Source organism: Priestia sp. YIM B13489 (assembly GCF_042787645.1).
Lineage (GTDB): Bacteria > Bacillota > Bacilli > Bacillales > Bacillaceae_H > Priestia > Priestia megaterium.
On the sequence record NZ_JBHZOQ010000053.1, the window covers coordinates 1,439,688 to 1,458,216 of the forward strand.

The window sequence follows — 18,529 nt, forward strand, 5'->3', positions numbered from 1 at the left end:
GTTATTCAAACTTATATATAGCAATATAAGTATTTAAAAAAGTTCACAAGTAGTATAGAAAGCGAAATTTATTTCAGTGGAATCAATCTATTTGATCTAATTTTATTTACAGAAAGATGGTACCATGAGTACCATCTTATTTTACCTGGTTTAGAGAAAAAATTCGTTTTTTATTTAATCAAAACAAGAGATCATAGGGCTGCAAAGTGCTCTTTCAAGAAAATTTTGCGGTCTTATGATCTCTTATACTACTATCAAGTAAAAATATTAGACTCAAGCGAATTTTGTTGCTTAGTAATTAAGTATTTTGATAAATCTTCTTTTAAAAAACGTACCATTTCTTCAAAATTCCTTGTTTCTGCAAAAGCAAAAGCAAAAACAGGATATTCTTTATAGTTTATTTTTCTCATTTGTAATAAGTTACTAAAAGATGTTGAAAATCTTTCATAATCTACATAAACAATATCGCTAATGTCTATACTTTTGGGTATATCAGCAACATTAATTGAATAATAATTATTTTCTCTTCCTTTAAAAATTTCATTCCAAGAAGGCTCTTTTTGTTTGAAATAATATTCGTATGGATTAAGGTTGAACGCGAATTTCATAAGCTCTGATGTACACCACCCTGCAAATCGTAAGGGGTTTATTTCAATTGGAACTATTGTTTTGTTATCTATTACCCTAAATTCTACATGTACAGGGTATCCTTTTAAATTAAATATCTTCCCTAATTTATCTAGTTCCTTTGTAAACTGATTTAGGTATTGATTAATGATATTTTTATGAGTGTAATATATACGATCGCTAGTATCATCCTCTGAGGAGAAAAGATGTTTTAAGATATTTAATATAATTGGTTTTCCTTCAGAATTGTAATATGCATCAATTGCAAATTCTTCTCCAGCTAAATATTCTTCTATGATAAATTCACTGTTATCTATTACATGCTTAGGGTAGAGAAATTCAGCTTTTTTCCTCTCGTTTTCTATATTCTTTATTACATTTTTATATTCATCAAAATTATTTATTTTATAAACATTCATGCTAAAAAAGCCAACAGATGGTTTTAAGATGAACGGAAATATACAATCCTTCCTATTTAAGTTTGCTAATTTTTCTATACTAATACCTTTGAAATTAAAATTTGGATACATATCTTTAGTCATTTCACGAAATTTAACCTTATTCTTAAGAAGTTGAGTTGTTTTTGTAAATTCCTTGTTTGAACTATAATCAAGTAAGCAGGAAATTGCATTTTCAGAATTCAAATATACAAGGCTATTCTCCTTTAATTTATTTGTTAATTGCTCTTTACTAATAAACATTGAAGTGTATTGTTTATTAGGTATAATATCTTTATTACATAAAAAAGCTGGCACATTTAATTCTTTAATCGTTTCTAACAATAAATCAGAGATATATGGCTTATCCAATAGAATAACAGGTGAAAGGTTTTCCATGAATTTATTCTCCTTCAAAGAAATATACTTTTACTGAAGATTTTTAAAATTCTTCAATTCAATTAAGACGCGTTAATTTTAGTTTCCACCTTAATCTGTCTGTCGTCTAGAACTTTACCTAATAAACAAAATAGAGCCGGAACCAAAAGAGAAAGTGAAGTAATTAAATAAGCAAGATGTACAGAAATATCTCCTAAGTAACCTATAAGTAAAGTATAAATAATAGTAAGTACTAAGCTTGTCATTGAGATTGTTCCCATAGTTCTACCAATATATTTTTCGTTTACGTACTTATATATAATAGACTTAGATAATACCTTTACATTGCCTATAAAAAAGCCTAATACTATATAACATATAAAAGCCATAAAATATTGTGTTTGCATACTAAATATAACTGTGGAGCCCCCAAGTAATAACAATGAGCACAGCAAATAAAAAGATATCTTTTTTCTTGAAGATATGATTAAACAAAAAGCTGCAGATAGTAAACTACCGATACCAGCGCCACTATCAATAAATCCAAGTGTAAATTCATTTCCTGTAACCATTTGATAATTGAAAGGTGCTAAAAGAATATTGATTGCATAGAAGAAGGGAAGAACTATACAAGATGTTAAACTAAAAAATAATATTTTTTTATTACCCTTTAAATAGTTGAGGCCTTCTTTTATATCAGTAAAGTACTCTTGTACTATTGAATGTGTTTCCCCTATTTTACTTATAGGTTTATATTCAAAAACTTTGTAGATTTTATAAAAGAAGATTGCTCCTACTATATAAGTGACAGAAGCGATCATTAAAGTTAATTCTACTCCAGCGATGTTCATAACACTACCCGCCAATAACCCTGCCATCAGCATACCCACTTGCCATGCTGCCTGAAGAAAGGACACCCCTTTTAAATAATTATCTTCATCAATTACATCTTTTATAATGCTTTCTAAAGTAGGCATTAATATGTACCAAGCAATATAACTGAGAAAAATTGAAAGATAAAGCACAAAAACATTAAAAAAACCTAAATACATAGCTATAGGGAGTAAAACAATAGTCACAGCTCTCAGAATCGAACAAATAATACTTAACTTTGCTTTATTAGTTTTATCTATTAAAGCCCCTATAATCGGTCCTAAAATAGCAGATGGTAATATAGTCAATATAAGCATATAACCTATAGACATAACAGAATTACTTTCTTTCAAAGTTACAACTATAATCGTTAGAGTTACAATACCTTCGCCTAAAAAGGAGGCTAATGATGCAAAGAAAAAATTTCTAAAAATAGATTGACGAAATAGCCCAAATACTTTAAAAACATTCATTGATAATCCTCCCAATTAATTAGGCACCTTCATTAGATTTTTAACAGCATTATTTAAACGGTTTAAAGCTACTTCTAATGTCTGTCTAGAACATGCTATGTTAATTCTTTCAAAACCTTTACCTTCTGTCCCAAATATATAGCCTTCATCCATTGCTATCTTTACCTTTTTCAACATGAAATTTTCCAATTGTTTTTCGTTCAAACCTAACTTTCTACAGTCTAACCATACTAAATAAGTAGACTCTGGTTCTATCACCTTAATTTGTGGGATATTATAGTTTATAAATTTCTTAAGGTATTCAAAGTTATCCTTTAAATATAAAATTAATTCATTTAACCATTTCTCCCCGTTATTGTAAGCTGCCTCTAATGCTACTATTCCAAAAGTATTGGTTTTAGCGAGATAATAACTATTTAATGTATGAACATATTTTTCTCTTAACTCCTTATTGGGAATAATAACATTGGCTGTTTGTAATCCAGCTAAGTTAAATGTTTTACTAGGAGATAAACATGTAATAGAATTATTGGCTAAGTTATCTGACAAGGTAGCAAAAGGAGTATGTTTAAATCCTGGTAAAACTAAATCACAATGTATTTCATCTGAAACTATTATCATATTATTTGCTAGACATTTTTCTCCTAATCTAATGAGGTCTTCTTTATCCCAAACTTTACCTATTGGATTGTGTGGGTTACACAAGATAAATAGCTTAACTGAAGAATCAATTTTGCTCGAAAAATCTTCTATATCCATATAGTATTTTCTTTTATGTTCGTCATAAATCAAGGGGTTTTCTACTAAGACTCTTCCACTTTCTTTAATAGTTTCAAATATAGGAGGATACACTGGAGGCTGACAAATAATTTTATCTCCAGGTTTAGTGTAAGTTTCGATTATTAACTTTAAAGCTGGTAATACGCCCGGACTAAAAGTAATCCAATCTTTTTTTACTTTCCATGAATGGCGCTTTTCCAACCAGGTTATAAGAGCAGAATAGTAAGAGTCAGATCGAGTTGCATAACCAAAAACTCCGTGACTTGCTCTATTGGTAATTGCTTCAACAATCTGAGGACAAACTTTAAAGTCCATATCTGCAATCCACATAGGAAGAATCTCATCATCACCAAATAATTCTTTAACATCATCCCATTTTCTGGAATTGTAACCTTTCCTCAAGATAGTCTCATTAAAATCATATTTCACAATTGAATACCTCCCTAAAATAAGAAAAATTACCTTTTTTTAGTATATTACAAATAACCCAATAAAAAAACAGAAAATATTAATAATTTTAAATCATTAGTTTATTTATGTTTATTATTCCATTTTTTGTGTTAATATAGTGATTATTAATTGGGATAAAAACCTATATTTTCATTTATATAGAATATATAAGTTTAAAACTTCTTAAATTGTCATATCTGGCACAAGTTATTTAAAAAGACAGAAAATATTAATAATTTTAAAATTTTAGTTTATTTATATTGATTTTTTGTTTTTCTGTGTTATCATAAGGTTGTCTACATGGTAGATAAATACATTAATAGAAGGAGTTGGATTTAATGAAAAAAGTTACTCGTGAAGTAAAACGTACATGTGCTTTAATGCCTGTATTAGCTAGCAAATAATGTTTGCATGACTAAGTAAAAATACATATACGGGGGAGGGGCCTAAAATGAAAAAAGTTACTCGTGAAGTAAAACGTACATGCGCTTTAATGCCTGTATTAGCTAGCAAATAATATTTGCATAACTGAAAATAACCAAGCCACTGAATCACTATTCTCAGGAGCTTGGTTATTATTAATTTATTTAGTCTAAATTTAATTTACATATAAATATTTTTAGGAAGGAATTATTAAAATGTATACGTTAAACCCTAATTTATTTATTCAAATTGAGAATGGAGAATTTGTATTATGGGATTATAATAACCATGAACAGTATGCTCTGGAATCTGACTATTTAAATAGACTCCTAGAATGGTCAAAAGGATCAGTTACCGATACCAACTCTATTGATAAAGAACTATTAGAAGCTAATCTTTTAGTAAGAGAAATTCCTACTGAAGAAAAGTGGGGATGGGATGTTTTATCACACATCTTTCATAAAGGAACTCAGAATATTCCACTTACTGAAAAAAAACTCTCCAATCCCGATGAATGGGTAGATGAATATCTTGATTTTTGTGAAGGTATTATTGATAAACAACCTAATTTATTTACTGAACATCCGGGAACGATAATTGAATTACCTAAGCCGGACATTTCTCTGTATGAAGAAGGGAAATTTATTAACGTGCTTAAAGATAGACAAACCTGTAGGGTGTTTAATGGTGAAACCATGCCATTAAATTATTTATCCACATTACTATTTACGTCATTTGGTCTTATACATGGTGAAGAGTGGAATGAGCTCTCTGAAAATGGTTTAGTTGCCACAGGAATGCGTAAGGCAAGTGCATCTGGTGGCGGATTGCATCCCGAAGAAGCTTATTTGTTAGTCTTTCATGTAGAAGGTCTATTACCAGGTTTATATCATTATAGACCTCAAGATCATAAGCTCACTCGCCTAAAAGAGGGCGAATTCGAGGATAAGATGATCGATTTATTATACGATCAATACTTCTCTGCAGGATTAGCCGTAGGTATATTTATCTCAGGAAGATTTGATAAAGCTTGGTGGAAATACCAACATTCTCGTGCGTATAGAAATGTTCTCCTTGATATAGGTCACTCTTCTCAAACTTTTCAACTCTGTGCTACAGCTCTAGGTTATCAAACATGGATTACAGGAGCATTTCAAGATACAGAGGTAGAGAAGTTTTTAGGGGTTGATGGTAGAACAGAAAGTGCCTTGTTTTTTGTAGGAGCTGGAATTGGCGAAAAACAGGGTATTGATCAGCGAACTATAGATAGATTGATATCTCGTAAATAAAATATCAAACAAAAATAATTGAAACTAATTTAAAGTAGAAGTGATGCCTTTACCTATAATGGGGCTCACTTCTATTAAAGTTTGAATAAAATTTCTTTTCAATAAGCAGCATTATAAACTTTCATATAAAAAAATTTATATTCCTACTTGATTAAACAACTATTGAAGGAGTATGGTAAATAGAATGGATAATAGTAAACAGCCTGTTAAGAAAGAGGAGAAAACAAAGAACAATAAGGATTTTAAGAGTTACTGGAACGAAATAATAAGAGCTCTAATAATCACTAAATGAGTTTTTGGTGATAAGTAGATAAGTACCTCATAATTTGATTAACAGGTAAGCAACATTTAATTTTTGGAAATGAAGAATTGTATGTTAAGTGTGGAAGAAGTATGGTCATTTTTTGAGTTATATCTTCAAACATAATTAATGTTTTATAAATTTAGAACTAATTTGTATCAGAAACGAGAAAACCTTGTATTTTTGTCGAAGATAAGCTCATTATCTCTGAATCGTACTAAGGATTGAATTGAAATAATGCAAAAAACGCTTAAAAAGTTAATTTAAGCGTTTTTTATATCTACCGGGTTAGGTAAAAACAATCTCTATGTATTCAAGCTAAGTAATTAAAATAGAAACACAAAGTAGACTTGACTAATTATTAGCTTTGTACTTTGTAAAATAAATATTCAATATTGGGGCTTAGTGTGACGAGAATGAACAGTTTTCACGCCAGAACAAGATCTAATGAATGAGCTGTTAATCTTCCCAAATCTCATTCATTAGACTTTCAATTTCTTTTGCTCTTTTCTGAGTTTCTTGTCTATCAATTTTCACTTGATTACCTGTAATATAAACGACATCTCCAACTTGTGTATTCTTAGGGAAAATATCTTTAGGGTAGTCCTTTGTCTTTCCTTCGATTTCAACAACAGCAAATCCCTCTTCAAATCGATCAATAATACCTTTTATCTTTTTCATAATTACCTCGATTTTTTAACAGAATAAGATGTTCCATCCCCAGTAATAATAATTGTACCACTTTGGTCTGTTCGCAGAATACTTGCTTTAGAGTTTTTTAGTAAGTTCACAACTTGAGAAGTAGGGTGTCCATAACTATTTTTACCCACACTGATGACTGCATACTTAGGTTTTACAGCATCTAAGAAATTCTTACTTGTAGACGTTTTGGCACCATGATGGCCAACTTTAAGTACATCTGCACGTATTGTTTTCTTTGCCTTAATCATGTCTGCTTCTGCTTTTGTTTCAGCATCCCCTGTAAATAAAAATGTATTCTTTTGGTAAGCCATATGGACAATAGCGCTCCAGTCATTTAAGTCACTGTTGGCATACATTCTGGTAGGCCCTACAATTTGTGCATTTACATCTTTAACAGGTAACTTTACACCTGCTTGTGCGGTTTTAATCGTTAATTTTTTCTTTTTCACGGCATTTAAAAAGTCTTTGTAAGCTTGCGTGTTATTACTTACTTTGGGAGCATAAACATTTTCTACTTTGAATGCATTAATAACTTCATCTAGCCCACCAATGTGATCAGCATCAGGATGAGTTGAAATTAATACTTCTATATCATCGACCTTTTGTTTCTTTAAATAACTTACAACTGCATTTCCTTTCCCTTTGTTTCCACCATCAATAACAATGTCCTCGCCATTAGGAGCTTTAATATAGATACTATCTCCTTGACCTACATCAATGTAGTGTACTTTCATGGTTTTAGGCGTTGCTGCGTATGAGGAAGCAGGAGCTACAGCAATTCCTATTCCTATAGCTAGCGAAGAAACAATCTTGATAACACGACTCTTCATTGTTTTATCCCCTTTTACAAATGTATTTTCATATGTAGTGTTCTTTTATAGCAAAATTAATTTTACTATATGAAACCATCTGTTGATACAGCAAAATTGAATATTTTTACTTATAAAAGTGAAAAAAGTCACGTTATATAGAAAGTATCGTGACAATACGGAGGTAAATAGTAGTAAAATGGACTGTTTTAAGATTTTTATCAACTTGACATTTCAAAAGAAAATGAATTTATCGTCCAACCTTCGTAAACTATAGATAAAAATGAAGCTTTTTATGTATAAGGAAAGATAATTAAAAATAAAATGAGCTAATTGATGTTCATTTTATATAAGATAATTTCACCTCCAATTCTTGTAATAACCTAACAAGGGTTAATTGGAAAAGAGTAATTAATATGAAAGGGAAACAACAGCAAGAAATAGATCTTGATAAAGTGTATGACTATGTTGAATTTCCGGATAAAGTTAGTGGCCGATGCGACAACTGTAACTCAGCTTACTTCGAAGTTCAGTAAAAGGTGGCGTTTTCCTGTGCGAATGTCGAAATTGTGGCAGGAGGAAGAGTATCTAGGTATAGATAATCATATAGTAAAAAGAGAAGGCTTCAATCCTTCTCTTTCTTTGTTTTCTTTAAATAAACTTATTTGGGTATTTTCACTTTAAAGGATTTAAATTTGACTGGTTTCAAAGACCCACCTTTGAAACCTATATCCCTTGATTCGCCCTTTTCACCAAATTCAACTCCCCCACCCTCTGTTGGAAGAGATAAATAAGGAGTAACGGTCAATTCAGTAACATGTGAGTTAATTGGATCAAACTTTTTATTACTTTTAAATACTAGTTTATCTTTCACCCTTTGACCTTCTGCCCCACCAGAATGGCTTGCAATCTCCTTCCCATCTTGATCAATTACTCGGAATTCTATATCTCCAGCTCTGCTTAGTTCAAAGTCCTCTCCTTTTTCAGTACTCTCATAAGCTATACTCATACCTGTTTTACTTAAGGATAAATCTTCGACTTTAAGAGCAATGCCGTCCACATTTTGTAAATGATGGATAGGAACCTTCTTAATATCCGTGATTTTTTTGACTGGATTTGAGAAATACCACGTTTCTCCATTCTTACCATGCAGGATTAACCCAAGCTCAAAAGAATTTGGCATATCTTCAGATATGTTTATCTCTTGAATGGCCGTTCGAGTTGTTGCTGATTGAACTTTTTCCCCATAGGAACCTGAGGATCCGTCAGGTGATTTTCCATTTATGGTGAAATCCATACCAGCACCAAAATAGTATTCTCCTAATTTTTTTTCTGATTTTATGATATAACCAAGGCTAATGCCATTTTGGTCATATAGAATTTCATCAAGCGTAACAGATATTCCATTAACAGTCTGTGTTTCTCCAATCTGGCTGGTCAATCCTTTTTTTTGAGCTTGTTTCAAACTAACGGAATTAGAATCTGCAAAAACAGAACCAATAATAGGTATTTGAGACAAAGTGCTTGTTAAAGCTGGGGATTGATAAGAAGAAGCAACTAATAGTCCAAAAGCGACTGCCACACTGGACATAGCATATAAGCCTTTCTTTTTTTTATTACTGATTTTATGGTTATATTTATAACTTACCTTGTTGCCATTCATTTGTAATTCTGCTTGACTAATACCTGCTTGAATAGCTGATCGAACCTGTTCTTTGGGGAAGTTTTCTACCTGCTCATGAGATTCTTTCATTTAATTTATAGCTCCTTTCTAACTCAATTTTTAATTGTTTCTTCGCTCTACGTAGATACGTTTTTACTGTACCAACTGGTTTTTCCATCACATCCGAAATGTCCTGAATGGATAAATCATGATAATAAAATAAGATAATAGACGTTTGATAAGATGACTTAAGTTTAGATAATGCCTCACTTAAATGAAAAGATTCTATTTCTTTTTCCTGTTTCTGATCTAACCTCTTTAATAATTCATGTTCTTCATAAGGAACAATTTGTTCTCGTTTCTTTAATAGCTTGTAACACTCACGTATAAGAATTCTAAATAACCAAGTTGAAAAATATTCTGGCTTTTGTAGATGACCTATTGCGAGAAATGCTTTACATGCTGTTTCTTGGATAACATCAAGAGCATCTTCTTTTGTTCCAACGTACGAAAGAGCTTTATAATAGAGCATTTTCTCTTCTTGAAAAAGTAATTCTTCAAAAGCCCTATCGTCTCCATTAATTGCTTTTTTTACTGTATGTATATCATGTTTCACAGTGCCATCCCTCCTCTCGTTAATTAGAGTCATCTCGACATAGAGAAAGTTTCATTATTCTTCTCTTTTTTTACATTATTTTTATTTTACTATTCATAAGGTGAACATTGTTTCTCTGAAAATAAGCAATCATGAGATCTCCGGACTCCTCGTCCATTTTATAAAATCAACCATTCAATAGGACAACCCCTACCATATGAAAACCCATTACTTCTTACATAATCAGCTATCCCTTACCTACTGCAGTAAGGGTTCTTTTTTATTTTTCGACTGGACAGGCAAGCTTGCTGAAGTAGCTACATAGTATCTAAAGAATTACGACTTCATTATCTAATCAGTATCTAGTTCAGTATCGCTACCGCGTTAATACAAGCTTTATACGCCTTGTGAAGCCCTTCATCGAATCTGTAAGGGAGCTGAGCCGAAGAGGCGAAGGGGGCGACCAGATGTGTTGAGCTGAAATAACTGAGACATGAAAAGCGAAAAAATAAAAAGAATGAAAGTAGGTACCAACATGAGAAAAACAAAAGGATTTACCTTCCGGAAAATATTACCTCCACCTCACAAACCACCTCTTACAAGATCTCGTCCCCTCAAGGCTTATTCCTTTGTCCCATTTAGTCCACTAGCTATGCTTGACCCCACTATTCTGACCATAGGAGGCATTGTCTTAGGGATTGCTGTTATCGAACGAATATTAGAGCGATGGGGTGTCATTGATCTCGTTGATCAGTTCTCAAAAGTAATGCGCTTTATCTTGCCTTTCACCTTTTATGGGGCTCTATTTTACTTCTTTGCGACATTTATGTTTTAGGGAGGGTTCTAGATGTTTGAGAAACTAAAATTGCGTGGAAAGCTTATTAAAGCGTTTCGTACGGCAGAGATTTATCGGGTCATAAAGCGTGGGGATCGTACCTCCTATCAATTTCCGAAGATCCATCGGATCGATCATCAGCTCACCTACACTCGGTATGCTTTTTCCTTACTAAATGGCATTGATCCTGAACTTTTAAATAAAAAAAGATGGGCATTACGACAAGTGCTAGGCAGCAATATCGAAATAAACGGCAGCTTAAAGAACTTTAGCATTACCGTTCATCACAAAAGCCTACCTAAGATGCTTAATTATAGTTATGAAAGTATTCATCCTTATATTGAAAAAATGGAGCTTCCGGTATGCATTGGTCAAGATATTTATGGAAACCCCGTTTCATGGGATTTTGCGGATTTGGAAACAATACTGATTTCTGGCGAAATTGGAGCCGGAAAAAGCAGTCTCATGCGTGTGATCCTCACAACATGGGTGAAATATACATCGCCTGATGAGTTGCGATTAGTATTGGTCGATCTTAAACGAGCTGATTTAGGGCTATTTCATGGGATTGAGCATGTAGATGCGCTTTGCTTTGAAGCCAAGGATATGAGAAAACCTTTTGCTTTATTACGAGCTGAAATGTATCGAAGAGGCGATTTATTGTTAGAGCATGGTGTGACGCATATCAGCAGGCTACCTTTTAAGCTGCCTCGTATCGTTGTGGTAATTGATGAAATGTCCATCGTGAAGAGAGAAACGGATCTTGTGGAGATGATCCAACAGTTTGCCAGCCAAGGTCGTGCGTTAGGTGTTCATACGATTATTGCCATGCAGCGTCCCGATGCCGATTTATTAAACTCTGCGTTAAAAGCGAATTTGCGTGTAAGGATTTCTGGTAGGCAAGCCGATGCTACAAATGCGAAAGTAGCTGGAGTACTAGGTGCAGAAGAAATTGATGCTGCAGCCAGGGGGCGTATGAAAATTAAAATTAATGAAGTGAAAGAGTTTCAAGCCTACTTCTTAGATGAGGAAGCTTGTAAGGAAATCCTTTCACCTTATAAAACGCTCGTGAAAGATCCTGAACCAGAACTAGAAGTGGTATCACATTCCATCTTTGGGTTATTAGAGAAGGAGGAGCAGCGATGAGTTTCCGTTTATCTCAACGTGATAAAGACACCAGGATAAATCGCTTCAACTATTTGAAAAGGAGAATAGCCTAAAAGGGTAAAGGCGCCCCCTAAACCATGTTGTTTAAAAAAATGAAAATTAATTTGAGAGGGTATTTCTTTCATGGGAATCTTCATTTTTCCCTCTATTACATATCTTACCGCCTCAATGGCCCTTCTCTTTCCTTCTTCTCCGTCCTAATATTTATCAGGAGTTTGTTGAAACTCCCAAGGTTTAAATTTTCCTGGGTAAGCATTATCTATGACTTCATAATAATTCCATCCATATAGCATGGCAGGGGGTCTAAGACGATGAGACCATAATGTATTTGCTCCTACTTGCAAAGGGATTTCAACGATGGGGATCGATAAGTGTTGTTCAAGTAAGTAGCATGTCATGTAGCGCATATATTTTTCCCCTTCATTACCTGCAAAAAAATAATTTGGAAATCGTTTTCTCCTCTTCTCTAGAACATCTTTATAAACTTCAATGACTTGTTCTCTTTTCACTATCGAAAGCCCCTTTTAAGAAATTATATTTTATTATCATTGTGTATAATAATGGAATTTATATGCAAGTAAGGCTAAATCTCTATGAGATACATATTAAAAAGACAAGAAAAGCTACTGATTTTTTATCAGTTTAAAATACTTAAATTGTTTTAACCCGATGAACATCTGTAATTTCTTTCTTGAGTAGAGCAAGCTACCTTTTTCTATTTGGAGGTAGCTCTTTTTATTGTAAAGAAGGTCCGGTTTAATTATTTAATTAACCTAATGAAAATCATAAACACAAAGCATAGAAAAGCACCATTCTCTTATAAAGCCCTCATAAAATTACCGGTTTTGATAGAAGAAAATGTGGAATATCAAATGTAAGATTATTTTGGGATAAAGGGGAGACAGGTATGTTTGGATGGAGTGATATGCCGAAATTATTATTTTCTTTTTTAATTGTCATTCCACTTGTGTCTGTTATTCACCAACTAAGGCATTCATTTATGGCTATTATTTTAGGTGGAAGGGTCGATTTTACCATTGGACAAGGGAGAACGATTTTTAGGTGGAAAAAAATCAAAATAAAATCTATTTATTTTTTGCACTCCTTTTGTATTTACGAAAAATTAAAGTATGATAATCGGTTTACTCATGCTTGTGTTTATGCTGGAGGTACCATAGCTAATTTAGCGTCTATACTTCTTGTGTATGGTTTAATTATGTTGGGTGTTCTCTCAAAGAATCTCTTTTCTTACCAATTTGTTTATTTCTCTATTTATTATATTGTTTTCTCGCTCTTACCCTTTGAATATTCAGAAACGAGTTTAAGTGATGGGCGAGCTATCTATGATGCATTGAAATATGGAAAGATAACATGTAATCCGGATTAACAAAGGAAAAGTGGCTAATTAGAACTGTACATCCACAACGTATATTAACGTGGCAACGGTACTGAAATAGATACTGATTACCAAACGAAGTAGTTATTCTTTTAATACTAAGTAGCTACCGCACTAGGTGATGACTAGATGGTCATAGAATATGTGCTGGGTTTTTATATGCTGAGGGCTTGTCCTAATCGCTTATCTTTTTCATGAAACAGTCGAGAAATGAGAAGATGTCCTTTTATATAAGAGAAAAGCTCTAATCAGGAAAAAAATAACAAGGTTAATGAGTTTTAGTGAAGGGTAAAGTCAATTAAATAATTTAGAAGGAGGGAAGTATTAATGGAGATTCTATGGATGCTAATTGTAGGTGGAATTATTGGATGGCTCGCCGGTTTAATTACAGGACGCGATGTTCCTGGAGGTATTATTGGTAATATTATCGCTGGCTTTATTGGTTCTTGGTTAGGCGGCCTTATCTTGGGAAGTTGGGGGCCAGTCATTGGCGGTTTTGCAATCATCCCAGCAATTATTGGATCAATCATTTTAGTATTAATTGTAAGCTTTCTTTTAAGAAAAATGGGTCAAAAAAAGAATCATGGTCATCATGTATAAAATCAAAAAAACTTAAATTGGAGTGACTAAAAATGAGAGAAGAAAATAATTCTATGCTATATGATTTTGTTGATGGTAATCAATTTGAACTAGATTCTTATCTTACTTATTTGTTCGATCAAATTAATAATTATAGTGAAATTCTGTCAGAAGATTAATGAGATTACAGATATTTTATTATAAAGAAGCAGACAAAAAAATAATAAATCAAAATATAGTATAAGCGACCTTAGTAACTTTGTTTACGGTATATAGGGTCGCTTATTATTATGAAAAATATTTAAAAATAAAGTAAGGATATGCTTCTTTACTGCAGTAGGTCAGGAGTAAACGGATCTAGAATATGCGCTTTTTTTATAGATTAGGGATTAGCTTCCTCACTTAAACTGAAGTATTTATTACTCAACCTTATTGAACATAAACAAAAGGCCCCTTTAAATTCTGAAAGGCCTGGTTATCATATATTTATATTTTATATACTCTTCTTCATACCACATTCTCTACATTCACGTAAGAAAACGTCAGCTTTTACGGAGCTTTTGAAGTAAGCTGAGTTGCAGTTATCGCAACGGCCACTAACTTTATCCGGAAATTTAGCATAGTCATACACTTTATCAAAATCGATCCTTGCTCTTTTATTTCTTCCAGGTTGATCACTCCTTTCTATTTGACTAACACAATTAGGTCTATATAAAAGGTGTATGTTAAAATTACTTTGTTTTTTCCACTAGTTGCACCTGAAAAATTTGCGTTTCTTGAATACCTGCTCTTTGGAGTTCCTGTTTAAATGATTCTCTTTGAACCGTCACGTAACGTGTAGACTCTAAAATTGTATATGAATGTACCTCTACCCAATTAAGTGATTCCTGCACACGATTTCTTCAGGAACTAAGCCACGCGAACATCAATGAGCTCGCTTAATCTCATTTTATTCTTTAACTCAAATACATCATCAATAAAAATAAATAAATCCCCAAGAGAATCAACAAACTGAATGAATCCTTTCTTTGTTATGCAATGACCTTGCTTATAGTATTTCTTAAAGGCATAGACTCTTTCACGCTACGAAAGGTTAATATTTAAATAACAGTTCGTCGTTATTTAAATATTTTTCACTTCTATGAGGCTTGTCTAAATAAAATGTACGCGAAATGAATAATAATCTTCTTGATTTATCTGTTGTATATAAATATAATGTAACTGAAGTACGCAAAAAGAGAACATGAAATTTAAAATACACTTTTCGTTATTATCATTTTTTGATTCCATTCATTACCTATATGCAAGAAACGCATGTTTATTATAATGAGATTACAGTATGAAGAGATTGAAGGAGATACCCCAACTTAATGCTGTAGTTTCGTTAATTAAGTTACACCTGGAATAAATACTAAATTTCTTTAGCTTTCGGAGAAGATATGTGTAGTTACTACGATTGAGATTTTTTGAAAGCGATATCATTTTATTAAAAGAAAAACATTTTAAGAGATTTAATTATTTTAACAAGTTATAGAGATATCTAGTGTTATTGCTACCTTATCTCTAGACACTAGATAAAGAAGAAGATACTTCTTTACCTGAAATGGGAGAATAATAGATTAGGGTATTATTGTCTAACATTCATATAAATCTATAAGTGACTGTCACTAGATTTATGTGAATGTTAGACAATAAACAGGATTTCAAAAAGGTTAAAAGGATAATAGAAAATCTCTTTATAAACGATACTATATGCTCAGGTATATAAGGTGAGCCGAAAAAGTGTATTTTAAACGCTTTACTGGAGGGGGGAGTTAATTTCAAATTATATGATTACCATTTATTTTAAAGAATATTTACACATTGGACTTATTTTTAATTATTGTCTTTTTTTATAGACGCTAGCCTAAGCATAGGCTCTCTTTAAGTGTTTTAATGAACTGCAAATTGAAAGGGGTTACAACTATGAAGAAATTAGGATTAGCTACACAAATATTTATTGGACTTGCGTTCGGGATTGCTATAGGCGCTATTTTTTATGGAAATAATACAGTGATGGCCATTCTTCAACCTTTAGGGGATATTTTTCTTCACCTAATTAAAATGATTGTTATTCCTATCGTTGTATCCGCACTCATCGTATCTATAGCTGGTGTAGGTGATATTAAAAAGTTAGGAAGACTAGGTGGAAAAACCATTCTTTATTTTGAAATTGTGACTACAATTGCATTAGCAGTGGGCTTATTGGCCGCAAATTTATTCCATCCAGGTACTGGTATAGATATGGGAAACCTTGAGAAAGGTGATATATCCAAATATGAAGAAACATCTAAAACGACTGAGAGTGCAGGTGTAGCAGCTCAAATCGTTCATATCATCCCAACTAATATATTCCAATCATTGACTGAAGGAAATTTATTAGCGATTATCTTTTTCTCAGTCTTATTTGGTCTAGGAGTTGCAGCAATTGGAGAAAAAGGCAAACCAGTTTTAAACTTTTTTGAAGGTGTACTAGAATCCATGTTTTGGATGACAAACTTAGTTATGAAATTTGCTCCATTTGGCGTATTTGCTTTAATTGGTTTGAATGTGGCGAAGTTTGGAATTGGTTCATTAATCCCTTTAGGAAAGTTAGTACTCGTTATATATCTGACCATGATTTTCTTTGTTTTTGTAGTATTAGGTATTATTGCAAAAATGGCTGGAACTAATGTTTTAGTCCTTATAAAAATCTTAAAAGATGAGTTAATTTTAGCGTTTACAACCGCAAGCTCTGAAGCAGTATTGCCAAGGTTAATGACTAAAATGGAGAACTTTGGTTGTCCGAAAGCTGTTACATCATTTGTTATTCCGACAGGATATACCTTTAACCTTGATGGATCATCCATTTACCAAGCCATTGCTGCCCTTTTTATTGCACAAATGTATGGCATTCATTTATCTTTCATAGAACAAATTACACTTTTAATTGTATTGATGTTGACTTCTAAGGGAATGGCAGGAGTTGCAGGAGCATCATTTGTTGTTGTATTAACAACATTGGGCTCAATGGGATTACCTTTAGAAGGTATGGCATTCATTGCTGGCATTGATCGCATCTTAGATATGCTTCGTACATCTGTCAACGTAGTAGGTAACGCATTAGCTGCTATTGTGATGTCTAAGTGGGAAGGTGGATTCGATAAAGAAAAAGCAAAGCATTATACAGATTCTATTAAAAAATCAGATGTAGCTTAAAATAATTTATTTGTTTATAAAGAAGGAGATCAATATTATGACAGATATGGGAACGATTGAAAAACAAGATGTAAGAATTGAAAAAGATTTCTTAGGAACGAAAGAAGTGCCTGTCAGCGCTTATTATGGAATTCAAACATTACGTGCAGTTGAGAATTTTCCAATAACAGGTTACCAGATTCACCCGGAACTCATTAAAGCATTAGGAATTGTTAAAAAAGCTGCTGCTCTTGCTAATATGGAAACAAAAAGGTTATATGATGGGTTGGGTAATGCAATTATTGAAGCAGCAGACGAGGTTATTGAAGGAAAAAGAAATAATCAATTTATTGTTGATCCAATACAGGGTGGCGCGGGGACCTCAATGAATATGAATGCAAATGAGGTTATTGCAAATAGAGCTTTAGAGTTACTTGGTCATAAGAAAGGTTCTTATTCCGATTTAAGCCCTAATAGTCATGTAAACATGTCACAGTCAACAAATGACGTATTCCCAACTGCTATCCATATTGCAACGCTTAATCTGTTAAATAAGTTACTGAAAACAATGAATTATATGCACAGTGTATTTCAGAAAAAGGCAGAACAATTTGATTCTATTATAAAGATGGGACGTACTCACCTACAGGATGCGGTTCCAATCCGTCTTGGTCAAGAATTTGAATCATATAGTCGTGTTCTTGAGCGCGATATGAAACGTATTAAGCAATCCTATGGACATTTATATGAGGTTAATATGGGAGCAACTGCAGTTGGAACGGGTTTAAATGCAGATCCACGTTATATCGAAAATGTTGTAAGATATCTAGCAAATATCAGTGGTTTACCACTTAAGAAGGCCAATCATCTTGTAGACGCGACTCAAAATACAGATGCTTATACAGAAGTCTCTGCTAGCTTAAAAGTGTGCATGATTAATATGTCTAAAATTGCAAATGATATCCGATTAATGGCGTCTGGTCCTCGTGCAGGATTAGCTGAACTTATACTACCATCTCGTCAACCTGGTTCATCTATTATGCCTGGAAAGGTCAATCCTGTCATGCCTGAAATGATTAATCAAGTAGCTTTTCAAGTTATAGGTAATGATCATACAATTTGCCTGGCATCGGAAGCAGGTCAACTTGAACTAAATGTGATGGAGCCTGTTCTTGTATTTAACTTGCTTCAGTCAATCAGTATTATGAATAACGCATTCCACGTCTTCACAGACCATTGTCTAAGAGGCATTGAAGCAAATGAGGGACGTTTAAAAGAGTATGTAGAAAAAAGTGTAGGGATTATTACAGCCGTAAATCCACATATCGGATATGAAGTAGCAGCACGAATTGCTAGAGAGGCTATTTTAAATGGAAAGTCGGTACGAGAACTATGTTTGCAATATGACGTATTGACTGAGGAGGAGCTTGAGTTAATTTTAAATCCCTATGAAATGACGAACCCAGGTATATCTGGCAGCTCTCTTTTTGACAGAAATTAATTTTTAAAGCGTGCTCCATATTAAGTTTATCGTAT

General features: G+C 32.9%; 17 protein-coding genes and 2 pseudogenes. 9 read left to right on the forward strand and 10 right to left on the reverse strand.

Annotated features, from left to right (window positions below; all coding sequences use genetic code 11):
* Positions 1-254 precede the first annotated feature (254 nt).
* The 3 genes from ACFX4W_RS13190 to ACFX4W_RS13200 form a co-directional block, all read right to left on the reverse strand.
* Positions 255-1,463, reverse strand: coding sequence for an ATP-grasp domain-containing protein (locus ACFX4W_RS13190; protein ID WP_377559181.1), 1,209 nt, complete (start codon positions 1,461-1,463; stop codon positions 255-257).
* A gap of 62 nt (positions 1,464-1,525) precedes the next feature.
* Positions 1,526-2,788 carry an MFS transporter gene (locus ACFX4W_RS13195; protein WP_377559180.1) on the reverse strand — a complete coding sequence of 421 codons (1,263 nt, stop codon included), beginning with the start codon at positions 2,786-2,788 and terminating at the stop codon, positions 1,526-1,528.
* 15 nt (positions 2,789-2,803) lie between these two features.
* Positions 2,804-3,997: a MalY/PatB family protein gene (locus ACFX4W_RS13200; RefSeq protein WP_377559179.1), complete on the reverse strand. Its 1,194-nt coding sequence runs from the start codon at positions 3,995-3,997 to the stop codon at positions 2,804-2,806.
* 659 nt (positions 3,998-4,656) lie between these two features.
* Between ACFX4W_RS13200 and ACFX4W_RS13205 the strand changes: the two genes are divergently transcribed.
* Complete coding sequence (locus ACFX4W_RS13205; protein WP_377559178.1) at positions 4,657-5,730, forward strand: SagB family peptide dehydrogenase; 1,074 nt, start codon at positions 4,657-4,659, stop codon at positions 5,728-5,730.
* Positions 5,731-6,490: 760 nt separating this feature from the next.
* Here ACFX4W_RS13205 and ACFX4W_RS13210 read toward each other — a convergent pair.
* Together ACFX4W_RS13210 and ACFX4W_RS13215 are read right to left on the reverse strand one after the other, a co-directional pair.
* Complete coding sequence (locus ACFX4W_RS13210) at positions 6,491-6,712, reverse strand: DUF3006 domain-containing protein (protein ID WP_377559177.1); 222 nt, start codon at positions 6,710-6,712, stop codon at positions 6,491-6,493.
* A gap of 2 nt (positions 6,713-6,714) precedes the next feature.
* Positions 6,715-7,563, reverse strand: coding sequence for a ComEC/Rec2 family competence protein (locus tag ACFX4W_RS13215; RefSeq protein WP_483879982.1), 849 nt, complete (start codon positions 7,561-7,563; stop codon positions 6,715-6,717).
* Positions 7,564-7,958: 395 nt separating this feature from the next.
* Here ACFX4W_RS13215 and ACFX4W_RS30720 point away from each other — a divergent pair.
* Positions 7,959-8,134 (forward strand): annotated as a pseudogene (locus ACFX4W_RS30720) (DUF8096 family protein).
* Positions 8,135-8,203: 69 nt separating this feature from the next.
* On the opposite strand, the gene ACFX4W_RS13220 reads toward ACFX4W_RS30720, so the two are convergent.
* Together ACFX4W_RS13220 and ACFX4W_RS13225 are read right to left on the reverse strand one after the other, a co-directional pair.
* Complete coding sequence (locus tag ACFX4W_RS13220; RefSeq protein WP_377559176.1) at positions 8,204-9,295, reverse strand: DUF4179 domain-containing protein; 1,092 nt, start codon at positions 9,293-9,295, stop codon at positions 8,204-8,206.
* On the reverse strand, positions 9,279-9,821 hold the full coding sequence (locus tag ACFX4W_RS13225; RefSeq protein ID WP_377559175.1) for a sigma-70 family RNA polymerase sigma factor: 543 nt from the start codon (positions 9,819-9,821) through the stop codon (positions 9,279-9,281). The genes ACFX4W_RS13220 and ACFX4W_RS13225 overlap by 17 nt, the downstream gene beginning before the upstream one ends.
* 514 nt (positions 9,822-10,335) lie before the next feature.
* Between ACFX4W_RS13225 and ACFX4W_RS13230 the strand changes: the two genes are divergently transcribed.
* Entirely contained in the window at positions 10,336-10,635 is a 300-nt protein-coding gene (locus ACFX4W_RS13230) for a hypothetical protein (RefSeq protein WP_377559174.1), read from the forward strand.
* A gap of 12 nt (positions 10,636-10,647) precedes the next feature.
* Positions 10,648-11,781, forward strand: coding sequence for an FtsK/SpoIIIE domain-containing protein (locus tag ACFX4W_RS13235; RefSeq protein ID WP_377559173.1), 1,134 nt, complete (start codon positions 10,648-10,650; stop codon positions 11,779-11,781).
* Between the two features lie 8 nt (positions 11,782-11,789).
* On the opposite strand, the pseudogene ACFX4W_RS30725 reads toward ACFX4W_RS13235, so the two are convergent.
* Positions 11,790-11,984 (reverse strand): annotated as a pseudogene (locus tag ACFX4W_RS30725) (DUF4046 domain-containing protein); the annotation flags it as partial.
* 15 nt (positions 11,985-11,999) lie between these two features.
* Positions 12,000-12,311: a DUF4046 domain-containing protein gene (locus tag ACFX4W_RS13240; protein WP_241771388.1), complete on the reverse strand. Its 312-nt coding sequence runs from the start codon at positions 12,309-12,311 to the stop codon at positions 12,000-12,002.
* Positions 12,312-12,709: 398 nt separating this feature from the next.
* Between ACFX4W_RS13240 and ACFX4W_RS13245 the strand changes: the two genes are divergently transcribed.
* The 3 genes from ACFX4W_RS13245 (at position 12,710) to ACFX4W_RS13255 (ending at position 13,956) form a co-directional block, all read left to right on the forward strand.
* Positions 12,710-13,189: a hypothetical protein gene (locus ACFX4W_RS13245; RefSeq protein WP_377559502.1), complete on the forward strand. Its 480-nt coding sequence runs from the start codon at positions 12,710-12,712 to the stop codon at positions 13,187-13,189.
* Between the two features lie 336 nt (positions 13,190-13,525).
* The gene (locus ACFX4W_RS13250) at positions 13,526-13,798 is read left to right on the forward strand and encodes a GlsB/YeaQ/YmgE family stress response membrane protein (protein WP_028408939.1); all 273 of its coding nucleotides are present in this window, start codon (positions 13,526-13,528) and stop codon (positions 13,796-13,798) included.
* A 32-nt stretch (positions 13,799-13,830) separates the two neighbouring features.
* Positions 13,831-13,956 (forward strand): hypothetical protein, encoded by a 126-nt coding sequence (locus ACFX4W_RS13255; RefSeq protein ID WP_277603634.1) that lies wholly within the window; start codon positions 13,831-13,833, stop codon positions 13,954-13,956.
* A gap of 314 nt (positions 13,957-14,270) precedes the next feature.
* Here ACFX4W_RS13255 and ACFX4W_RS30730 read toward each other — a convergent pair whose 3' ends face one another.
* Positions 14,271-14,423, reverse strand: a complete 153-nt coding sequence (locus ACFX4W_RS30730) for a DUF8096 family protein (RefSeq protein WP_473453315.1) — start codon at positions 14,421-14,423, stop codon at positions 14,271-14,273.
* A gap of 1,319 nt (positions 14,424-15,742) precedes the next feature.
* Here ACFX4W_RS30730 and ACFX4W_RS13260 point away from each other — a divergent pair.
* On the forward strand, positions 15,743-17,014 hold the full coding sequence (locus tag ACFX4W_RS13260; RefSeq protein WP_377559505.1) for a cation:dicarboxylate symporter family transporter: 1,272 nt from the start codon (positions 15,743-15,745) through the stop codon (positions 17,012-17,014).
* Between the two features lie 46 nt (positions 17,015-17,060).
* On the forward strand, positions 17,061-18,494 hold the full coding sequence (gene aspA / locus ACFX4W_RS13265; protein WP_322552765.1) for an aspartate ammonia-lyase: 1,434 nt from the start codon (positions 17,061-17,063) through the stop codon (positions 18,492-18,494).
* The last annotated feature ends 35 nt before the right edge of the window (positions 18,495-18,529 follow it).